This is a genomic window from Peterkaempfera bronchialis (assembly GCF_003258605.2).
Taxonomy (GTDB): domain Bacteria; phylum Actinomycetota; class Actinomycetes; order Streptomycetales; family Streptomycetaceae; genus Peterkaempfera; species Peterkaempfera bronchialis.
This window is the reverse complement of record NZ_CP031264.1, coordinates 3,020,846-3,036,598: the sequence shown is the minus strand read 5'-3', so window position 1 is coordinate 3,036,598 and position 15,753 is coordinate 3,020,846. Positions and strand designations below refer to the sequence as shown.

General features: G+C 72.5%; 18 protein-coding genes and 1 pseudogene. 10 read left to right on the top strand and 9 right to left on the bottom strand.

The features are described 5' to 3' along the window. The first annotated feature begins 19 nt into the window (after window positions 1-19). Window positions 20-985 carry a CAF17-like 4Fe-4S cluster assembly/insertion protein YgfZ gene (gene ygfZ / locus C7M71_RS13440; RefSeq protein WP_111489242.1) on the top strand — a complete coding sequence of 322 codons (966 nt, stop codon included), beginning with the start codon at window positions 20-22 and terminating at the stop codon, window positions 983-985. Window positions 986-1,017: 32 nt separating this feature from the next. On the opposite strand, the gene C7M71_RS13435 is transcribed toward ygfZ, so the two are convergent. After that, the gene (locus C7M71_RS13435; protein WP_162824238.1) at window positions 1,018-1,938 is read right to left on the bottom strand and encodes a DUF2797 domain-containing protein; all 921 of its coding nucleotides are present in this window, start codon (window positions 1,936-1,938) and stop codon (window positions 1,018-1,020) included. Between the two features lie 462 nt (window positions 1,939-2,400). Here C7M71_RS13435 and C7M71_RS13430 point away from each other — a divergent pair, with 462 nt between their 5' ends. After that, entirely contained in the window at window positions 2,401-2,892 is a 492-nt protein-coding gene (locus C7M71_RS13430; protein WP_111489240.1) for a hypothetical protein, read from the top strand. Between the two features lie 324 nt (window positions 2,893-3,216). Here C7M71_RS13430 and C7M71_RS13425 read toward each other — a convergent pair whose 3' ends face one another. After that, window positions 3,217-3,864, bottom strand: a complete 648-nt coding sequence (locus C7M71_RS13425) for a hypothetical protein (RefSeq protein WP_111489239.1) — start codon at window positions 3,862-3,864, stop codon at window positions 3,217-3,219. Window positions 3,865-4,051: 187 nt separating this feature from the next. Here C7M71_RS13425 and C7M71_RS13420 point away from each other — a divergent pair, with 187 nt between their 5' ends. Together C7M71_RS13420 and C7M71_RS13415 are read left to right on the top strand one after the other, a co-directional pair. Further along, window positions 4,052-4,372: a putative quinol monooxygenase gene (locus C7M71_RS13420; protein WP_111489238.1), complete on the top strand. Its 321-nt coding sequence runs from the start codon at window positions 4,052-4,054 to the stop codon at window positions 4,370-4,372. Next, entirely contained in the window at window positions 4,369-5,610 is a 1,242-nt protein-coding gene (locus C7M71_RS13415; RefSeq protein ID WP_111489237.1) for a helix-turn-helix domain-containing protein, read from the top strand. Before C7M71_RS13420 ends, C7M71_RS13415 begins: the two co-directional genes overlap by 4 nt. Window positions 5,611-5,684: 74 nt before the next feature. On the opposite strand, the pseudogene C7M71_RS31735 reads toward C7M71_RS13415, so the two are convergent. The 3 genes and pseudogenes from C7M71_RS31735 to dtd all read right to left on the bottom strand — a co-directional run. Continuing rightward, window positions 5,685-5,759 (bottom strand): annotated as a pseudogene (locus tag C7M71_RS31735) (YdcF family protein); the annotation flags it as partial. A 3-nt stretch (window positions 5,760-5,762) separates the two neighbouring features. Then, on the bottom strand, window positions 5,763-6,476 hold the full coding sequence (locus tag C7M71_RS13405) for an SIMPL domain-containing protein (protein WP_111489236.1): 714 nt from the start codon (window positions 6,474-6,476) through the stop codon (window positions 5,763-5,765). Window positions 6,477-6,528: 52 nt separating this feature from the next. Beyond that, window positions 6,529-6,954 (bottom strand): D-aminoacyl-tRNA deacylase, encoded by a 426-nt coding sequence (gene dtd / locus C7M71_RS13400; RefSeq protein ID WP_111489235.1) that lies wholly within the window; start codon window positions 6,952-6,954, stop codon window positions 6,529-6,531. Between the two features lie 447 nt (window positions 6,955-7,401). On the opposite strand from dtd, the gene C7M71_RS13395 reads away from it, so the two are divergent. After that, window positions 7,402-7,980 carry an RsiG family protein gene (locus C7M71_RS13395; RefSeq protein WP_229758703.1) on the top strand — a complete coding sequence of 193 codons (579 nt, stop codon included), beginning with the start codon at window positions 7,402-7,404 and terminating at the stop codon, window positions 7,978-7,980. A 103-nt stretch (window positions 7,981-8,083) separates the two neighbouring features. Continuing rightward, complete coding sequence (locus C7M71_RS13390; protein WP_229758702.1) at window positions 8,084-9,355, top strand: GNAT family N-acetyltransferase; 1,272 nt, start codon at window positions 8,084-8,086, stop codon at window positions 9,353-9,355. 69 nt (window positions 9,356-9,424) lie between these two features. On the opposite strand, the gene C7M71_RS13385 is transcribed toward C7M71_RS13390, so the two are convergent. From C7M71_RS13385 to C7M71_RS13375, 3 genes are all read right to left on the bottom strand, one after another. Beyond that, window positions 9,425-10,090 (bottom strand): TetR/AcrR family transcriptional regulator, encoded by a 666-nt coding sequence (locus C7M71_RS13385; RefSeq protein ID WP_229759117.1) that lies wholly within the window; start codon window positions 10,088-10,090, stop codon window positions 9,425-9,427. A 131-nt stretch (window positions 10,091-10,221) separates the two neighbouring features. Then, window positions 10,222-10,797, bottom strand: a complete 576-nt coding sequence (locus C7M71_RS13380) for a thiol-disulfide oxidoreductase DCC family protein (protein WP_111489234.1) — start codon at window positions 10,795-10,797, stop codon at window positions 10,222-10,224. Window positions 10,798-10,813: 16 nt separating this feature from the next. Further along, window positions 10,814-11,224 (bottom strand): hypothetical protein, encoded by a 411-nt coding sequence (locus C7M71_RS13375; RefSeq protein WP_111489233.1) that lies wholly within the window; start codon window positions 11,222-11,224, stop codon window positions 10,814-10,816. 113 nt (window positions 11,225-11,337) lie between these two features. Between C7M71_RS13375 and C7M71_RS13370 the strand changes: the two genes are divergently transcribed. Continuing rightward, window positions 11,338-12,927, top strand: a complete 1,590-nt coding sequence (locus C7M71_RS13370; RefSeq protein ID WP_111489232.1) for a Na+/H+ antiporter — start codon at window positions 11,338-11,340, stop codon at window positions 12,925-12,927. A 7-nt stretch (window positions 12,928-12,934) separates the two neighbouring features. Here the strand turns inward: C7M71_RS13370 and C7M71_RS13365 are convergent, their stop codons facing one another. Continuing rightward, window positions 12,935-13,489: a DinB family protein gene (locus C7M71_RS13365; RefSeq protein WP_111489264.1), complete on the bottom strand. Its 555-nt coding sequence runs from the start codon at window positions 13,487-13,489 to the stop codon at window positions 12,935-12,937. Window positions 13,490-13,594: 105 nt separating this feature from the next. Between C7M71_RS13365 and C7M71_RS13360 the strand changes: the two genes are divergently transcribed. The 3 genes from C7M71_RS13360 (at window position 13,595) to C7M71_RS13350 (ending at window position 15,748) form a co-directional block, all read left to right on the top strand. Continuing rightward, the gene (locus C7M71_RS13360) at window positions 13,595-14,263 is read left to right on the top strand and encodes a TetR/AcrR family transcriptional regulator (RefSeq protein ID WP_111489231.1); all 669 of its coding nucleotides are present in this window, start codon (window positions 13,595-13,597) and stop codon (window positions 14,261-14,263) included. 109 nt (window positions 14,264-14,372) lie between these two features. After that, the gene (locus tag C7M71_RS13355) at window positions 14,373-15,044 is read left to right on the top strand and encodes a lysophospholipid acyltransferase family protein (RefSeq protein ID WP_111489230.1); all 672 of its coding nucleotides are present in this window, start codon (window positions 14,373-14,375) and stop codon (window positions 15,042-15,044) included. A gap of 98 nt (window positions 15,045-15,142) precedes the next feature. After that, on the top strand, window positions 15,143-15,748 hold the full coding sequence (locus C7M71_RS13350) for an isochorismatase family protein (RefSeq protein WP_111489229.1): 606 nt from the start codon (window positions 15,143-15,145) through the stop codon (window positions 15,746-15,748). Window positions 15,749-15,753 lie beyond the last annotated feature (5 nt).

Here is a 15,753-nt window from a genome sequence, read left to right as displayed (position 1 = left end):
CCCCCGTAGGGTGGAATCCATGAGGAGCCCGCTGCTGTCCCTGCCCGGTGCCGTCCCCGCCGAAGGAGCCGACGAGGGCGTCGCCGCCCACTACGGCGACCTCTTCCGCGAACAGCGCCGACTCGCCGCCGGCCAGGGCTTTGTCGACCTCTCGCACCGAGGCGTGGTCACCGTCACCGGCGACGACCGGCTGAGCTGGCTGCACCTGCTGGTCACCCAGCACGTCAGCGAACTGCCGCCGCAGCAGGCCACCGAGGCGCTGGTGCTCTCCCCGCACGGGCATGTGGAGCACGCCCTCTACCTGGTGGACGACGGCACCACCACCTGGGCGCATGTGGAGCCGGGCACCCAGCAGGCGCTGATCGGGTACCTGGAGTCGATGAAGTTCTTCTACCGGGTGGAGGTCGCCGACGCCACCGCCGACTACGCGGTGGTCCACCTCCCGGCCGGTTCCATCGCGGAGGCGGCGGGGGCTGCGGCGGTCCGCGAGACGCCGTATGGGCGCGACCTCTTCGTGCCGCGCGGCGAGCTGGCGAAGCTCGCCGAGGGCTGGGGCGAGCCGGCCGGTGTCTGGGCGTACGAGGCGCTGCGGATCGAGGCGCACCGGCCCCGGCTGGGCTTCGAGACCGACCACCGCACCATCCCGCACGAGGTGGACTGGCTGAAGACCGCCGTCCACCTCCAGAAGGGCTGCTACCGGGGCCAGGAGACGGTCGCCCGGGTGCACAACCTTGGCCGGCCGCCGCGCCGCCTGGTCTTCCTGCACCTGGACGGCACCGAGGAGACGCTGCCCGCGCACGGCGCCGAGGTCCGGCTGGCCACGGACGGACCGGACGGCCGCCCGGTCGGCTTTGTCACCTCCGCCGTCCGCCACTTCGAGCTGGGCCCGGTGGCGCTGGCCCTGGTCAAGCGGAACACCCCGCTGGACGCGGTGCTGCTGGCCGGTACCGTGCCTGCCTCCCAGGAGGTCGTCGTCCCGCAGTAGCGCGGCGACTCGGGCGGGCTTATCGGGATGGCTCAGAAGAGCGCGGCCTGGTCGCCGCCCTCCTGCCGCTGTTCCCGCAGATCGAGACCGGTGGTCGGGGTGTCGTGGGCGTCGCCGACGGCGGTCAGCGTCCATCCGGTGAGCTGCCGGGTGTCGAGCAGCAGCGGCGGGTGGCCGGGCGGCTGGTCCAGGAAGAGGTGGCGTCCGACGACGGAGCGGACCACCCCCGAGACCACGGCCCCGGCCGCCAGCCCTGCCGTCCGGTGGTAGAGCGCGGGTGCGCCGCCGGTCAGGCCGAACACCTCCACCTGGTCGACCACCGGCCCGTCGGGCAGCAGATGCACGGCATGCCCCTGGAGGGCACGCATCGTGGCGGTGCGGATCTCGGCCAGGTCGTGTCGGCGCCGCTCGGGGGTGGACGGGTCCCACCAGTGCTCGGTCTTGGCGGGGACGGCGATGCGTTCGCGGGCGAGGCCCGCCTGCGCGACGGTGAGTTCGGCGCGGCGTACGGCCGGGAGCGGCCCGCGCGCGGCGAAGGTGAAGGCGAGCGCGGCCTGCTCCAGCAGGCGGCTGGTGCCGCGCTGCTCTGCGGTGAGGCCGACCTTGAGCAGCCCGGGGCCGAACCAGGCCAGGTACAGGGCGTAGCTGCGGCCGTCGTCCAGGATGCGGTCCCGGGCCAGCGCCAGGCCCTGGTCGGCGCTCTGGCAGGCGGGGCACTGCACCGCGCCGCCCGCCGGTTCCACCGTGGCGTGGTGCGGGCACGGCCTGCGCTGCGGCTCCCCGGCGATCCACACCCCGATGCACCGCCTCGGCCCACCCAGCCGCCACCCCAGCCGGTCACCCGCCGCAACGACCCGCACATGCTCCCGCCGCCCGTTGCTCGCAGCCAGCACCGGCCGCCCGTCCTGCCAGCTCAGCCCAGTGGCGACCCAACCGCCCTGCTCCCTGTGCACGCTCGCACCACCTCCCGTACCGGATGGAAGAGATCCCACCAGCTCCCTACCCCCCGTGGCGAACCCGGCCGGTGGCGTCGATCCGGAGACCGGCATTCCGGAAGAGTAGGGATGGCTTCTTCTCGCGGTGGCGCGATCCGGGCGGAGAGCGGCTATCCGGTCAAAAGGATTGCACCTCTGCTTCTTACACGGATTGTTGGCCCGGAGTGGAAGTGCATGCGTCCTTGCAGGTCATCCGCGTGGCTGCCGGTTCGGTACAGCCTGGGGGAGCTATTGGCCCGCCCGATTAACAGACTTGACCGTGTTCAGACGACGTGATGGACTTCCAAACGCCTGATCTTCACGCCTCACGGCAAAGGTTCATCGCCGCGCGGCGGAATCGCCAGGAAGACCAGGCGGCTTCAGTCTCGGTGACCGATCGGCATCTGCGAAATTCCGACAGAGCTCACAAAGGGGTTGCACATGAAGCGTGTCTCTTCCATCGCCGCCGCAGCATTCGGCGCGGTTCTGCTCGTCCCCGCCCTCACCTCGACAGCCTCCGCCGCGACACCGACCCCGCGGAACACCGTCATCCCCCGGCCCGCTGCGGTGTCTCCCGCGCTCTCGGCGGACTCCGTCTGCGCGTCCGTGACCGGGGCCAGGGTCTGCTTCGTGAAGTACGGCGACAAGTTCACGGTGGAGGACACCTCCGCAGACGGGTACTCGGCAGTGGCCGTGTGGAACAACTATCTCTGGGACGGCTCCGCCTGGGTACTCTATCGAGCCGGCGCCTGTGTGAATTCCAACGGCAACGGAACGGTGGCCACCTGCAACTACGACTTCTACGAGAACACCACCACCAACCCGTACGGCGCCAAGGGCAGCCAGATCGTCTTCCAGGCGTGTACCTATGACTCGCCGACCGACGTCATCAAGTCCTGTTCCGCCGTGGCGGCGACGCTCAACGACGGCTGAGGGTCACGCAGCATGTGACGGAAAGGGGGAGGGGCGTTGACCGTTCCCTCCCCCTGGCGTGAAATAGTCCAGGGTGCTCCGCGAAACACCTCGGCTCATTCTGCGTCGCTCGGCATGGCGATGCGCCTGCGTTGGCGGAATACCACTCGGACCCGGTGATTGCCCGCTATGAGGCGGCGGCCTCACTCCGACACCCGCCGAAGGCCGCGCCTGAAGCGGTCTCGCAGTACGGCACGCACCGCCTCGGTCGCATACCCGTGCCCCTGCCACTCCCGAGCCTGTGGCCCGCCGTTGCGGCCCGGCCGCGGTACGTGGAGCGGACTTTCACCGGACGGTGGCTGTGGTGGCGAGTTCGTCGGCGAGGTCCACGAGGGTGCAGTCGCGGAGCAGGGTGACGAGTTGGCCCGCGAGGACGCGCCGGACCTGGGGGTCGGTGTAGGGGACGGTGACTTCGGTGGTGGGCATGGGATGGGGGGAGCCGGGCACGGGCGTGTAGAGGAAACCGTAGACGCCGTGGATCCGGGGGTTCTTGACGCGTACGGCAACGTGGCGGTCGGCGAGGTGAGGGCAGAGCCGGGTGGCGAGCCGGGCACAGGGGAGGCAGACCGGGGGGTGGGTGACGGTCATCTGCTCGGGCCAGCCGGGCCAGTCGCTGCGGTCGTCGTGGAGGAGCCAGAGGACGCCGAGGTGGCTGCGGTCGGCGGGCGAGGCGCAGATCTGGCAGCGCAGGTGGCGCATCACATACCGCTGGCGGTAAGGGTGCACACGGGCGTACTGCGGCCGTCCCTTGCCGGGGCGGGACTCGGTGCGGTTCCACAGGACACCGCGCTCGTCACGGTCGGCGAGCAGTTCCCGCCGGTAGGCGATCCGACCTGATCGTGGGTTCGCCACCAGGGCCGGGACGGAGGCTCGCCTCTCGCCGCTCCAGACGGTGATGTACGGAACGGTGATCAGGCGCCTCGGCTTGGGCATGGGTTTCCTCTCGTCTGGCTGAGACATGCGGGGACACGCCGGGCCTGGCACAGTCGGGCCACGCTGCACGCACGGCGCCCTTCGCCGTTGTGAAGCTACTCACAGAAAAACTGCGAGTCAAGAAGATCTGTGGCTAGCAGGGAACCTGTGTATCTGCGAAGCTGGGCCGGACCACGAGGGAGGCTCCATGAGCAGCGGCTTCGGCCTGATCGTCCGTTTCGAGTTGCGCGGTGACGACTCGGCGGCAGCGTTCGATGAACTGGTGTCGCGCACCCTGGCGGGTATCACGGCTCATGAGCCCGGCACCCTGGCCTACGTCGTACACACCGTGCCGGACGAGCCAAATGTGCGGATCTTCTACGAGCTGTACGCGGACCGGGCAGCGTTCGAGGCACACGAGCAGCAGCCGCACACCAAGCACTTCCTGGCCGAGCGGGAGCAGTACCTGAGCGGTGTCCAGGTCACTGCGCTCCGGGTGCAGGCGGGAAAGGGCCCGGTGTCCGCGTGAATCCCGAGGAACGCCGGGCGTTCGGGGCCCGGGTGGCCGACCTGCGCAAGCAGCGCGGCTTCAACCAGGCTGAGCTTGCAGCCGAGATCGGCCGGACCGCGAGTTGGCTCTCCCAGGTGGAGCGCGGCATCCAGCCCGTCAACCGCCTCGACGTGCTGCGGCTGCTTGCCGATGGTCTCGGCGTCTCTCTCCAGGCTCTCAGCCCGGACGCGCCCGCGCAGCTGTCCGCTCATCAGCTCAAGGCGCCGGAGGAGCCCAATGACCTCGATGAGGCTCGGCTCGTCATCTCCGGGCACCCGGCCCTCGACGTGCTCCTTGGGGATTGCACCACCGGCGTGCCGGCCAACCTGCCTGAACTCCGAGCCGCTGTCGATCGCCTCTGGGAGCTGACCCACGCAAACCGCTACGCCGAGATGAGCACTGCGCTCGGTCCCCTGGTGCCCCGTCTGGAGCGGGCCGCACGCACGGCGCCTGCCGAGCAGCGCCCCGAACTCTGGCTTCTGCTCAGCCGGACCTATCAGGCTCTGGCAGCGGCTTTCGTTCGCCAGGACGAAGCGGACGCGGCATGGGTCGCCGCAGATCGGGCCATCCACTCAGCCGAGCAGTCCGGCCAGCCCCTGCACGTATGCGCGGGCGTGTTCCGGCTCTGCCAAGCCTTCGTTCGGCTCAAGCACTTGGACCAGGCCGAGCATGCAGCCACGACGGCCGTCAACGCGGTCCGACAGCACACCGAAGACACCGGCCACACGCCCGAGGCCCTCTCGGTCCTGGGCTCGCTGCACCTTTCGCTGGCTCTGGTCCACGCCCGAGCGGGAGACCGCACCAGGGCGCGTGACGAGATCGGCCGGGCCAGGGATGCCGCTCGCCGACTCGGTGACGACCGCAATGACTTCAACCTGGAGTTCGGCCCCACCAATGTCGAGATCCAAGCCGTGTCCATCGCCGTGGAACTGGGCGACGCGGGCGAAGCCCTGGACACCGGCCGGGACATCGACGCGGCAGGTCTCTCTCCGGAACGTCAGGCCCGCTTGCTCATGGACATGGGACGGGCCTATGCGCAGAGACGCCAGTCCGGCGAGGCCGTTGACTGCCTGCTCCATGCAGAACGACTCGCCCCCGAGTTGGTCCACACCCATGTCGCCGCTCGAAACGTCATCCGGGAACTGCTGCTGGTGGCCGGAAAGGCGGCATCGCCGGAGCTGAAGGCCCTGGCTGAGCGAGCCGACGCCAAACCCTGACCGCCGCATCGGCTCAGGTATGTCCGGTGCCCGCCGTCAGCCGACAGCCGCCCACCCCCAAGTCGGTCACCAACGGACGCGCTCACGATCTCCACGCCTGGCCACAGCTTGCGGGCCGTGGCGTATGCGCGTCGTTCCTCGTACGGGCGGGGTCAGAGGTCGGTGGGCGGGGTCATGGTCCAGCGGGCTTCCACGGTGGCGCGGACCTGCTGCTTGACCGGTTCCAGCTCCAGCTGGGGTGGCTCGGCGGCCCCGGCGAGGGCGGCGGAGCGCAGGAAGCCGCCGGGGGCGGGGGCGTACTCCTGGGCGCCGGCGGAGAGGCCCTGGTCGGCCAGTTCGACCAGGCCGGTGAGGGTGGAGCCGAGGGCGGCCGCGTACTGCCGGGCCCGTTCCAGGGAGGCGCGCACCGCCTGCTCGCGGGCCTGCCGGTGTACCGGGCTGTCGGTGCGCAGCCCCCACCAGGGTCCGGCCACCACCGTCAGCTCCCGGTCGGCGACCGCCGGCAGCAGCTCGCCCAGCACCCCGAAGTCGACCACGGTGAGCCGGAGTTCGGCGCTGGCCCGGTAGCCGGTGATGCGCTCACCGGCCCGCTTGGTGTCCTGGTACTCGGGCTGCACCCAGAGCGCGCCGGTCTCGGTCCGCTCCACCGCCGCGCCATAGGAGGCGATCCGGTGGCGCAGCGCGTCCAGCCGCTCGGTCAGCCGGGTGAGGGTGCGGCCCCGGTCCTTGTCCCGGGCGGAGACGGTGACCAGCAGCCGGGCCAGCTCCGGGTCGACCTCCAACTCGGCCTCGCCGCGCACGGCGACGGTGGGCGGCGGCGGTGCGGATGTCGGCGGTGCGGGCAGTGGCGGCGGTGCGGACGTCATGGGCGGCCTCCCGGGCTGCTCCGCAGCGGACACACAGGGCGTGCCGCCAGTCTTACATCTCCAGCAGCACCGTGAACGGTCCGTCGTTCACCAGCGAGACCTTCATATCGGCGCCGAACCTGCCGGTGGCCACCGTCGCGCCCAGCGCGCGCAGCTGCGCCACCACCTCGTCCACCAGCGGCTCGGCGACCGGGCCGGGCGCGGCGCCGTTCCAGGTGGGGCGGCGGCCCTTGCGGGCGTCACCGTAGAGGGTGAACTGGCTGATCACCAGCAGCGGCGCGGACAGGTCGGAGCACGACTTCTCGCCCTCCAGAATGCGTACCGACCACAGCTTGCGGGCCAGCTGGGCGGCCTTCTCCGGGGTGTCGTCATGGGTCACCCCCACCAGGACGCAGAGCCCCGGCCCCAGGATGGAGCCCACGGTCTCGCCGTCCACGGTCACCTGGGCCTCGGTCACTCGCTGCACCACTGCTCGCATGGGTCCATTGTCGCCGTACCGGCCGGGCTCCTATACCGCGCACTGCCGGAACGCACCAGGGCGCGCAATCCGGGCACGCGCCCCCACCCGGCGTCCGAGCGCCCCACGGTGGGCCATTGGCGCAGGGCAGTGCGTTGGTCGTATTAGCCAGGGGTATTCGCCAGGACTCCGAACGAGTGCACGCGCGGTGCAGACGGCGTGTCCCGGGTGGCACGATGCGGACAGCGGGTGGGGATCCGGCACGATGCGGCCGTACATCCGCATCGAGCACCGTCCCCCTGCCCGGCACCGGGCAGGGGCCCCGTGGCCAACCGCCGACGGCCGCCCCGGCCGCCGCCTGTCGCTCGGACGGGCTGCCGGACGCTTCGGCGGGGAACCGCCGGCCCCGGTCGTGCGTGGCCAGGGGGAGGGGCAGCCGGGGACCGACCACAAGACAGCAGGTGGCTGATGGACGAGCACAGCGGGCCCGACAGCGCGGCCGGCGGCAAGGCGCCCCTGGTGCCCGGCCCGGGGGTGGATCCGCAGAGCGGGTACGCGCCGACCGCCCTGGGGCTGGACGAGCTGCGCGCACTGCGCCGCAGCGCCCAGGAGGACGAGGCGGACCTCTCCTATCTGCGCCGGCTGCTCCAGGGCCGGATCGACATCCTGCGGGCCGAGCTGGCCCGCCGCTCGGGCGGGGAGCGGCATCCGGCCCCGGCGGAGAACCTGGTCGACCGGCTGCCGGAGATCCTGGCGGACGGCCCGACGCGGTTCCGCAGCGCCCGCCACCTCACGCTCGGCACCCCGCGCGGCGAGCGCTACGGCGACGAGGCGGACGAGCTGATGGGCGATGTGCAGCTGGCCGACCTGTCGGCGCACGGCGACGCCGAGTTGGCGGCGGCGCTGGAGCGGCTCTCCCGCCATGAGCGGGAGGTCTCGCACCGTCGGCAGGCGCTCCAGCGCACGGTGGACGGGTGCAGCGCGGAGATCACCCGCCGCTACCGCGAGGGCGAGGCCCGGGTGGAGGACCTGCTGGCGGGGGGCTGACCGGCGTCCTGGACGGGGTGCCGGACGGGGTGCCGGAAGCGGGTCCGGAATCCGGGCCCGAAATTCGAGTGCCGGGTCGACCGGTGCCCCGTACGGTGCCCCCATGGCCATGCAGACAACCGGCTCGGACAGCCGGCCCGACATCGACATACGTGAGATCACCGAGGACGAGCTGGGAGGTTGGGGCCGGGCGCTGGACCTCGGGTTCATGCGACCGGACGCGGCTCCGGCGCCCGAGGCCCGGCGAGCCGTCTTCGACCCGGGCCGCTCGCTCGGGGCGTACGACGGCGAGCGGTGCGTCGGCACCTTCCGCAGCTTCGCCACGGAGCTGACGGTGCCCGGCGGCGCGGTGGTCCCGGCGGACGCGATCAGCAATGTCACCGTCTCCGCCACCCACCGGCGGCGCGGGCTGCTCAGTCGGATGATGGCCCGCGATTTGGCGGCGGCCTCGGAGCGCGGCGACGCGGTCGCGATCCTGATCGCGGCCGAGTACCGGATCTACGGGCGCTTCGGCTTCGGCCCGGCCACCCGGTGCGGCGGCCTGGAGATCGACCTGACGCGGGCGGGCGGCCTTCGGTCGGTGCCGGGCGCGGAGGGCGGCCGGATCGACTTCGCCACCATGGAGGAGGTCCGCAAGGTCGGCCCGGCGCTCTTCGACCGCTACCGCCGCACCCAGCCCGGCGCGATCGAGCGTTCGGAGGCGACATGGCGGCTGCGGACCGGTGACCTGCGCGGGTCCATCGGCGACTGGAAGGAGCCCTTTGTCGTCCTGCACCGGGACGCCGCCGACCAGGTGACCGGCATGCTCACCTACAGCGTGGCCGACGTCTGGGAGGGCAAGCGCCCCGACTGCACCCTGGTGGTCCACGACCACCTGGCGCTGGACCGGGCGACGGCCGTGGCGCTGTGGCGGTTCGCCTTCTCGGTGGACTGGGTGCGCCGGGTGGAGGTCCGGGACATCGCCCCCGACGACCCGCTGCCGCTGCTGCTGGACGACCCCCGTGCCGCCCGCGCCACCGAGCGCAGCGGCGACTTCATGTGGGTGCGGGTGCTGGACATGACGGCCGCCTTCGGCGCGCGGACCTACGGCGCGCCGGGCCGGGTCGTCTTCGCGGTGTCGGACCCGGCCGGGTACGCCGAGGGCCGCTGGGCGCTGGAGACCGCGCCCGACGGCAGCGGCAGCTGCACCCGCACCGCCGACCCGGCCGACCTGGCGCTGGGCGTGGGTGCCCTCTCCTCGCTCTACCTGGGCGGCGAGACCGTGTCCCGGCTGACTGCCGCCGGGCTGGTCGAGGAACTGGTGCCGGGGGCGGCGGTGCGGGCGGACCTGACGCTGCGGACGCCCGACCGGCCGTGGTGCCCGGACATGTTCTGACGCCGATGTATTCCGGCTCCGACATGTTCCGGCTGTGACAGCTGCCGAGCCGGACCCGCCCCGCCCGGGTCAGCCGCCGGGCGGGGGGGTCCTGCCGAGGCTGGGCACGATGAAGTCTTGGATCAGCCGCTTGGCGTCCCGCACCAGGGGGCGGAAGAGCCGGTAGCGGGAGAGGTTGACGACCCGGGCGACCATTGGCGTGCACCGCTTGACGAACTGGCGGCTGCGGGTGGTGTCCGGTGTCCGGTCGAAGACCCAGAAGAGCACGATCGCCATCTGGTGCAGCCAGAGGATGTCCGGCAGCAGTTCGGCCAGTTCGGCGTCCAGCTTGGGCGCCAGATCGGAGCCGAGCAGCACCTCGCGGAAGAGCGCGACCGAGGTGGCGCGCGCCGGGTGGGACTCGTCGGAGAAGGGGCTCAGCGGGCTGTCGGGGTCGGCCGCGTTGCGGAAGAACTGGGCGGCGAACTCGTGGTACGGCGCCGCGCAGTCCAGCCAGCTGGTGAGCGCCACGTCCAGCCGCTCGGCGAAGTCGGTGCGGCCGGCCAGGGCGGCGCGGGCGGCTGCGGCGTGCTCATGGGTCATCCGGTCGTAGAAGCCCTGGATCAGGTGCTCCTTGGACGCGAAGTAGTAGTACGCATTGCCGACCGAGACCCCGGCCTCGGTGGCGATGGCCCGCATGGTCGTCTTGTCGTACCCGCGCTCCTGGAAGAGCCGCATGGCCGTCTCCAGGATCAGCGCGCGGGTCTGCTCGCTCTTGTCGGTCTTGGGGCGGGCTCGGCCGCCGCGGACCTGCTTGACGAGGTCTGCGGCGACCGTCTCCTTGGCCACTGAGTCCTTGGCCACTGCGTCTTCCACGGTGGTCGAGCCTAGCCGGGCACTCGGCAGACCCCGCCGTCGCAGCCGGGGCCGGGCCACTCCCCGGGGCCGGGCCGGTCCCCGGGGTCGGATCGGGGGCGGGAGGCCGGACCGGGCGCCCCCTCGACGCCCGGTACGGCCTTCCCCCGGGTCGCCGCCCGGTACTTGGCGGCGGCGAACGCGGCGGCGCGGGCGAGCGGCAGCCCGGCCGGGGTACTCAGCCGGTGGGCGAGCGGGCGGTGGTCCGCCAGCGCCCACAGGCAGGTGACGAAGGCGTGGTGGCCGGTCCACACCTCTCCGGTGTCGGCGACGACGGTGATCTCGCCCAGCGCCGCGTCGTGGTCCACGCCGGGGAAGCGCGCCCGGGCCTCGGCCGACGCCACGGCGACGAACTCCAGCGGCACCAGTTGGCGCTGGCGGCGCAGCCAGCCGCTGAGGTGGCGGCAGAGCGGGCAGGCCGGGTCGTGCAGCACGGTGAGCAGACGGACCGGGGGAGCAGCGGCCCGGTGCGCCGGGTGCGCTCGGTGCGTCGGGTACGCCGGGCGCGCTCCGGGTACGGCGACCGGTCCGGCGGGGTCGGGGGGCATGGCGGCCCGCTCCCCGTCAGACCTGCGGGGCGGCCTGGACGGCCCAGCCCTGCGGGTCCACCGGCGGGCGCTGCGCGCGGTCCATCAGCCCTCGGCGGCGGATGCGGCTCAGCACGTACACATTGAGCAGGTGCAGCACGCCGAGTGCCAGCAGTACGGTGCCCAGCTTCACCGAGAGCGAGTTGAAGACGCCCTGGGCCCGGGCGATGTGCTGGTCGGTCTTCATCCAGAGGGCGACAAAGCCCAGGTTGATCAGGTAGAAGCCGACGACCAGCAACTGGTTGACCGCGTCGGCGAGCTTCTCGTCGCCCTGGAAGACATCGGCCAGGAAGACCCGTCCATTGCGGCTCAGCGTCCGGGCCACCCAGACCGTCAGCGCGGTGCCGACCGGCAGGTAGATGGCATAGCTGAGCACTGTGAGGTCCATGGGGACCACTCCGTTTCGAACGTGTTCAAAACTGCCTTGGGCAGGACTGTAGACCCGTTTTTGAACATGTTCAAGGCGGTATCCGGCAGAGGCTGACGGGGAAGTTGATCGTCATGGACCAGCTCACCCTGCTGTTCGTCGTGCTGCTGGCCAGCATCCTGTCGGTGCCGGTGGGCAGCAGGCTGAAGCTGCCGCCGCCGGTCCTGATGACCGTGCTGGGCATCGTGCTGGCGCTGCTGCCCTTCGTCCCCGAGGTCCACCTCGAACCCGAGCTGATCCTGCCGCTGGTGCTGCCGCCGCTGCTGTACGCCGCCGCACAGCGCACCTCCTGGCGCCAGTTCCGGGCCAACGCCCGCCCGATTCTGCTGCTCGCCGTGGCGCTGGTGCTGGTCACCACCGCCGTGGTGGCGGCGGTGTTCCGGCACCTGGCCCCCGGGGTGCCGATCGCTGCGGCGGTGGCGCTGGGTGCCCTGATCTCGCCGCCCGACCCGGTCGCGGCCACCGCCGTGGCCGGCAGCGTCGGCCTGCCCCGCCGCCTGGTCTCGGTGCTGGAGGGCGAGGGGCTCTTCAACGACGTCACCGCGCTGGTGATCTACGGAGTCGCGATCGGCGCCGTCGTCTCCGGCTCCTTCTCCGCGCCCGGGGCGCTGGGGCGGCTGGTGCTCTCCGCCGTGATCGCGCTCGCCGTCGGCTGGCTCCTCGGCTGGGGGAGCGCCCGGCTGATGGGCCTGCTCGGCGACGCCACCCTGCAGGTGGGGCTCTCCCTGCTGGTGCCCTTCGCCGCCTATGTGGTCGCCGACGAACTGGGCGGCTCCGGCGTCCTCGCCGTCCTGGTCTGCGCCCTGCACCTGGGCGAGCACGCAAGCGGCGAGGACGATGTCACCTACCGCCTCACCGGCACCGCCTTCTGGGAGGTCGTCGAACTGCTGGTGACCGGCATGGCCTTCGGCCTGATCGGTCTGGAGTTGCGCATCGTGATGGCCTCGGTCGGCGGCCACTGGCGCGGGATGCTCGACGACGCGGCGGCGATCGTGGCCGTGGTGGTACTGGTCCGGCTGATCTGGCTGCTCCCCGCCGCCTGGCTCTCCCGCCACCTGGACCGCGACCGCGACACCCGGGAGGACGAGCCGGTCACCTGGCGGGAGACGGTGGTGATGTGGTGGTCCGGTATGCGCGGCGTCGCCTCGGTGGCCCTCGCCCTGGCGATCCCCCGCACCGTCGATGGCGGCGGCGCCTTCCCGGAGCGCGACCGCATCCTCTTCGTCGCCTTCTGCACCGTCCTCTTCACCCTGCTGGTGCAGGGCCTCACCCTGCCGTTCCTGGTCCGCCTCCTCGGCATCGGCGCCGACACCGACGCCGAGGAGCGGACCGAGCGGGAGCTGTGGCACCGGGCCACCAGGGCCGGGCTGGACCGGCTCAGAGAGCTGATCGCCGACGAGGAGCTGCCCGAGGAGATGGTGGAGCGACTCCGCCGCCGCCAGCGTGACCGGCTGGTCCGGGCGCTGCCCGAGACCTACGACGAGAGCCAGCGCATCGCCGCCCGGGAGCGGCTGGCGTACGCCCGCCGGTTCCGCGAGGTGGAGCAGGAGATGCTCTCGGCCTCCCGGCGGGAGATGCAGGCCGCCCGCAGCGAGCCCGGCGCCGACCCGGAACTGGTCGACCGGATCCTGCGGCGGCTCGACCTGCGCAGCGCCGGCCGCTGAGCCGGGCCTATGCGTTCCCGTCCTTGCCCTTGCTCGCCGCGTCCAGCAGGGCGAAGGCGGTGGCGCCGTCCAGCGACTCCCGGACGATGTCCGCGTGGCCCGCGTGGCGAGCCGTCTCCTCGATCACATGCAGCAGCACCCAGCGGGCGGACCGCGTGCCGTCCGGCGGGAACCAGGGCGCCTGCGGCAGCGACACGGTGCCCTCCAGGTCCGGCAGCGCGCGCACGATCTCCTCGGTCTCCCGGGCCACCTCCGCGTACCTCGCCAGCAGACCCGCCACGGTCTCGCCGGGGCCCATGGTGAACTGCTCGTGCCACCGCGCCATCCACCCCTCCGGGTCGGGGTCCGGCCGACCCGCCAGGATCACCGAGACCCAGCCCTGCTCGGTCCTGGCGACATGCTTGACCAGGCCGCCCAGCGAGAGCGTGCCGGCGGTCGGCCGGGCCGCCGCCTGCTCCTCGCCCACCCCCAGCAGCGCGCGGCGCAGCCCCCCGCGCTGCGCCGCCAGAAACGCCAGCAGGGCGTCCCGCTCATCCGTGACCTCGCGCACCAGCTCCGGCATGGCCGCCACCTCTCGTCCTTGGGTTCGACAGGAAGACCCTAGGAGCCAATGAGGACCGATTCGGTCCTGGTAGACAGTGTCAACACGCCGGTAGACACTGTCTACATGACCGATGCGGACGGCGACCTCCGGGCACGCCTGCTGGACTGCGCCCTGGCCATGGTCGACGAGGGCGGCGTACCGGCCCTCACCCTGCGCGCCATCGCCCGCCGGGCCGGGGTCTCCCACAGCGCGCCGCTGCGCCACTTCCCCAGCCGGGCGGCCCTGCTCTCCGCCGTGGCCGCCGAGGGCTACCGCGAACTCGTCCGGCGCCGGGAGCAGGCACTGCTGCACCTCGGACCGCAGGTCCCCGCCACCGACCGGCTGTATGCCGCCGCCCGGATGTACGTCGACTTCGCGGTGGAGCGGCGGGGGCTCTTCGAGCTGATGTCCCGCCCCGATCTGCTGGTACCGGCCGACCCGCTGCTGCGCCGTACCAGCCGCCCGGTCTTCGAGGCGCTGGTGGACCTGGTCGCGCAGAGCCAGGCCGAGGGGTGGCGGCCCGACGTGGACACCCGGCTGCTGGCCGCCTCCGTCTGGTCCGCCGTGCACGGCTTCACCCAGCTGTGGCTGATGGGCGCCCTCACCCGGGCCGCCGGCGCGGACCGCCTGGAGGACGCCCTGGACGTCGCCCTCCGGACGCTCGGCCTGGACCGGATGCCGCAGCCGCTTCCCCAGCCGCTCCCGCAGCCGCTTCCCCAGCCGCTCCCGCTCCCGCAGCCCGAGGAGCAGTGATCCAGAGCGCCCTACTGCTCCCCGACGCCATGGCGGTGCGCACCCGCCGCAGCTCCGGCTCCACCCAGCGATGACCCCGGCCCGCCCAACACCCCACGGAGGAACCCCTGTGCTGCACACGACCGTACGTCTGGTGCTCGTCCCGCTGGCCCGGCTCGTCTACCGGCCCGTGATCGAAGGCCGGGAGAACGTCCCGCGCAGCGGGCCGGTCATCCTGGCCGCCAACCACCTCTCCTTCATCGACAGCGTGGTCATCCCGCTGGTGGCACCCCGGCCGGTGGCCTTCCTGGCCAAGGCGGAGTACTTCCAGGGCCGGGGCGTCAAGGGATGGCTGACGCGGCGGTTCTTCACCGCCATCGACGCCGTGCCGGTGGAGCGCGGCACCCACCGCGCCGCCCAGGCGTCGCTGGAGGCCGCGCGCGACGTCCTGGCCCGGGGCGGCGCGTTCGGCATCTACCCCGAAGGCACCCGGTCCCGCGACGGCCGCCTCTACCGGGGCCGTACCGGCGTGGCCTGGCTCGCGCTGACCTCCGGAGCACCCGTCGTCCCGGTGGCCGTCCTCGGCACCGACCGCATCCAGCCGGTCGGCACCCGGCTGCCCAGGATCCGCCGGGTCACGGTGCGGTTCGGCACCCCGCTGCACTTCGCCCAGCCGTCGTCCGGCACACAGCGGGCGGCGCAGGCCCGCCGGGTCGCCACCGACCAGGTCATGGACGCCATCCACGCCCTCTCCGGCCAGGAGCGCACCGCCGACTACAACGACCTGTCCGCAGCAGCCTGACGACCCCGCCCCGGAGGCATGCGGCTGACCGGATCGGTCCGCAGCGGGTCATGATGGTGCCTTACCGGAACCCCCTGAGCCGGACCAGGATCGAAGGCATGGAGAACGCACTCATCGTCATCGACGTCCAGGAGTCCTTCCGGCAGCGGCCGCTCTGGCAGGCAGTCTCCGACCCCGGCATCGCGGATCAGGTGGGCCGCCTGGTGGCCGCTGCCCGCGACCGGGGCGAGCTGGTGGTCTGGGTCCTGCACACCGATCCGGGCAGCGGCTCCGCCTTCGACCCCGCCTCCGGGCACGTCCGGCTGATGGACGGGCTGGAGCCGCGCGAGGGCGAGCCGCTGATCACCAAGACCTCCCGCAACGCCTTCACCACCACCAACCTCCAGCAACTGCTCACCACCCGGGGCATCCGCCGGCTGACCGTCTGCGGCATCCAGACCGAGCAGTGCTGCGAGACCACCGCCCGGCTGGCCGCCGACCTCGGCTTCGACGTCGTCTTCGCCGTCGACGCCACCGCGACCTTCCCCATCCCGCACCGCGACGCCCCGCAGGACCGCACGGTGGCCGAGCTGCTGGCCGACCCGCGAACCCTGGGGACCGCCGACATCATCGCCCGCACCGAGTACGCCCTGGCCGGCCGCTTCGCCGCCATCGCCACCGTGGCCGAGCTGACCGAACCCGTCGCGGCCCACCCCGGAGGCTGACCGGA

Excerpts from the sequence above, each read along its gene's own strand:
- ygfZ (WP_111489242.1), top strand. The coding sequence starts at position 20 with ATGAGGAGCCCGCTGCTGTCCCTGCCCGGTGCCGTCCCCGCCGAAGGA.
- C7M71_RS13430 (WP_111489240.1), top strand. The coding sequence starts at position 2,401 with ATGAAGCGTGTCTCTTCCATCGCCGCCGCAGCATTCGGCGCGGTTCTG.
- C7M71_RS13425 (WP_111489239.1), bottom strand. The coding sequence starts at position 3,864 with ATGCCCAAGCCGAGGCGCCTGATCACCGTTCCGTACATCACCGTCTGG.
- C7M71_RS13420 (WP_111489238.1), top strand. The coding sequence starts at position 4,052 with ATGAGCAGCGGCTTCGGCCTGATCGTCCGTTTCGAGTTGCGCGGTGAC.
- C7M71_RS13405 (WP_111489236.1), bottom strand. The coding sequence starts at position 6,476 with ATGACGTCCGCACCGCCGCCACTGCCCGCACCGCCGACATCCGCACCG.
- dtd (WP_111489235.1), bottom strand. The coding sequence starts at position 6,954 with ATGCGAGCAGTGGTGCAGCGAGTGACCGAGGCCCAGGTGACCGTGGAC.
- C7M71_RS13395 (WP_229758703.1), top strand. The coding sequence starts at position 7,402 with ATGGACGAGCACAGCGGGCCCGACAGCGCGGCCGGCGGCAAGGCGCCC.
- C7M71_RS13390 (WP_229758702.1), top strand. The coding sequence starts at position 8,084 with ATGGCCATGCAGACAACCGGCTCGGACAGCCGGCCCGACATCGACATA.
- C7M71_RS13380 (WP_111489234.1), bottom strand. The coding sequence starts at position 10,797 with ATGCCCCCCGACCCCGCCGGACCGGTCGCCGTACCCGGAGCGCGCCCG.
- C7M71_RS13375 (WP_111489233.1), bottom strand. The coding sequence starts at position 11,224 with ATGGACCTCACAGTGCTCAGCTATGCCATCTACCTGCCGGTCGGCACC.
- C7M71_RS13370 (WP_111489232.1), top strand. The coding sequence starts at position 11,338 with ATGGACCAGCTCACCCTGCTGTTCGTCGTGCTGCTGGCCAGCATCCTG.
- C7M71_RS13365 (WP_111489264.1), bottom strand. The coding sequence starts at position 13,489 with ATGCCGGAGCTGGTGCGCGAGGTCACGGATGAGCGGGACGCCCTGCTG.
- C7M71_RS13360 (WP_111489231.1), top strand. The coding sequence starts at position 13,595 with ATGACCGATGCGGACGGCGACCTCCGGGCACGCCTGCTGGACTGCGCC.
- C7M71_RS13350 (WP_111489229.1), top strand. The coding sequence starts at position 15,143 with ATGGAGAACGCACTCATCGTCATCGACGTCCAGGAGTCCTTCCGGCAG.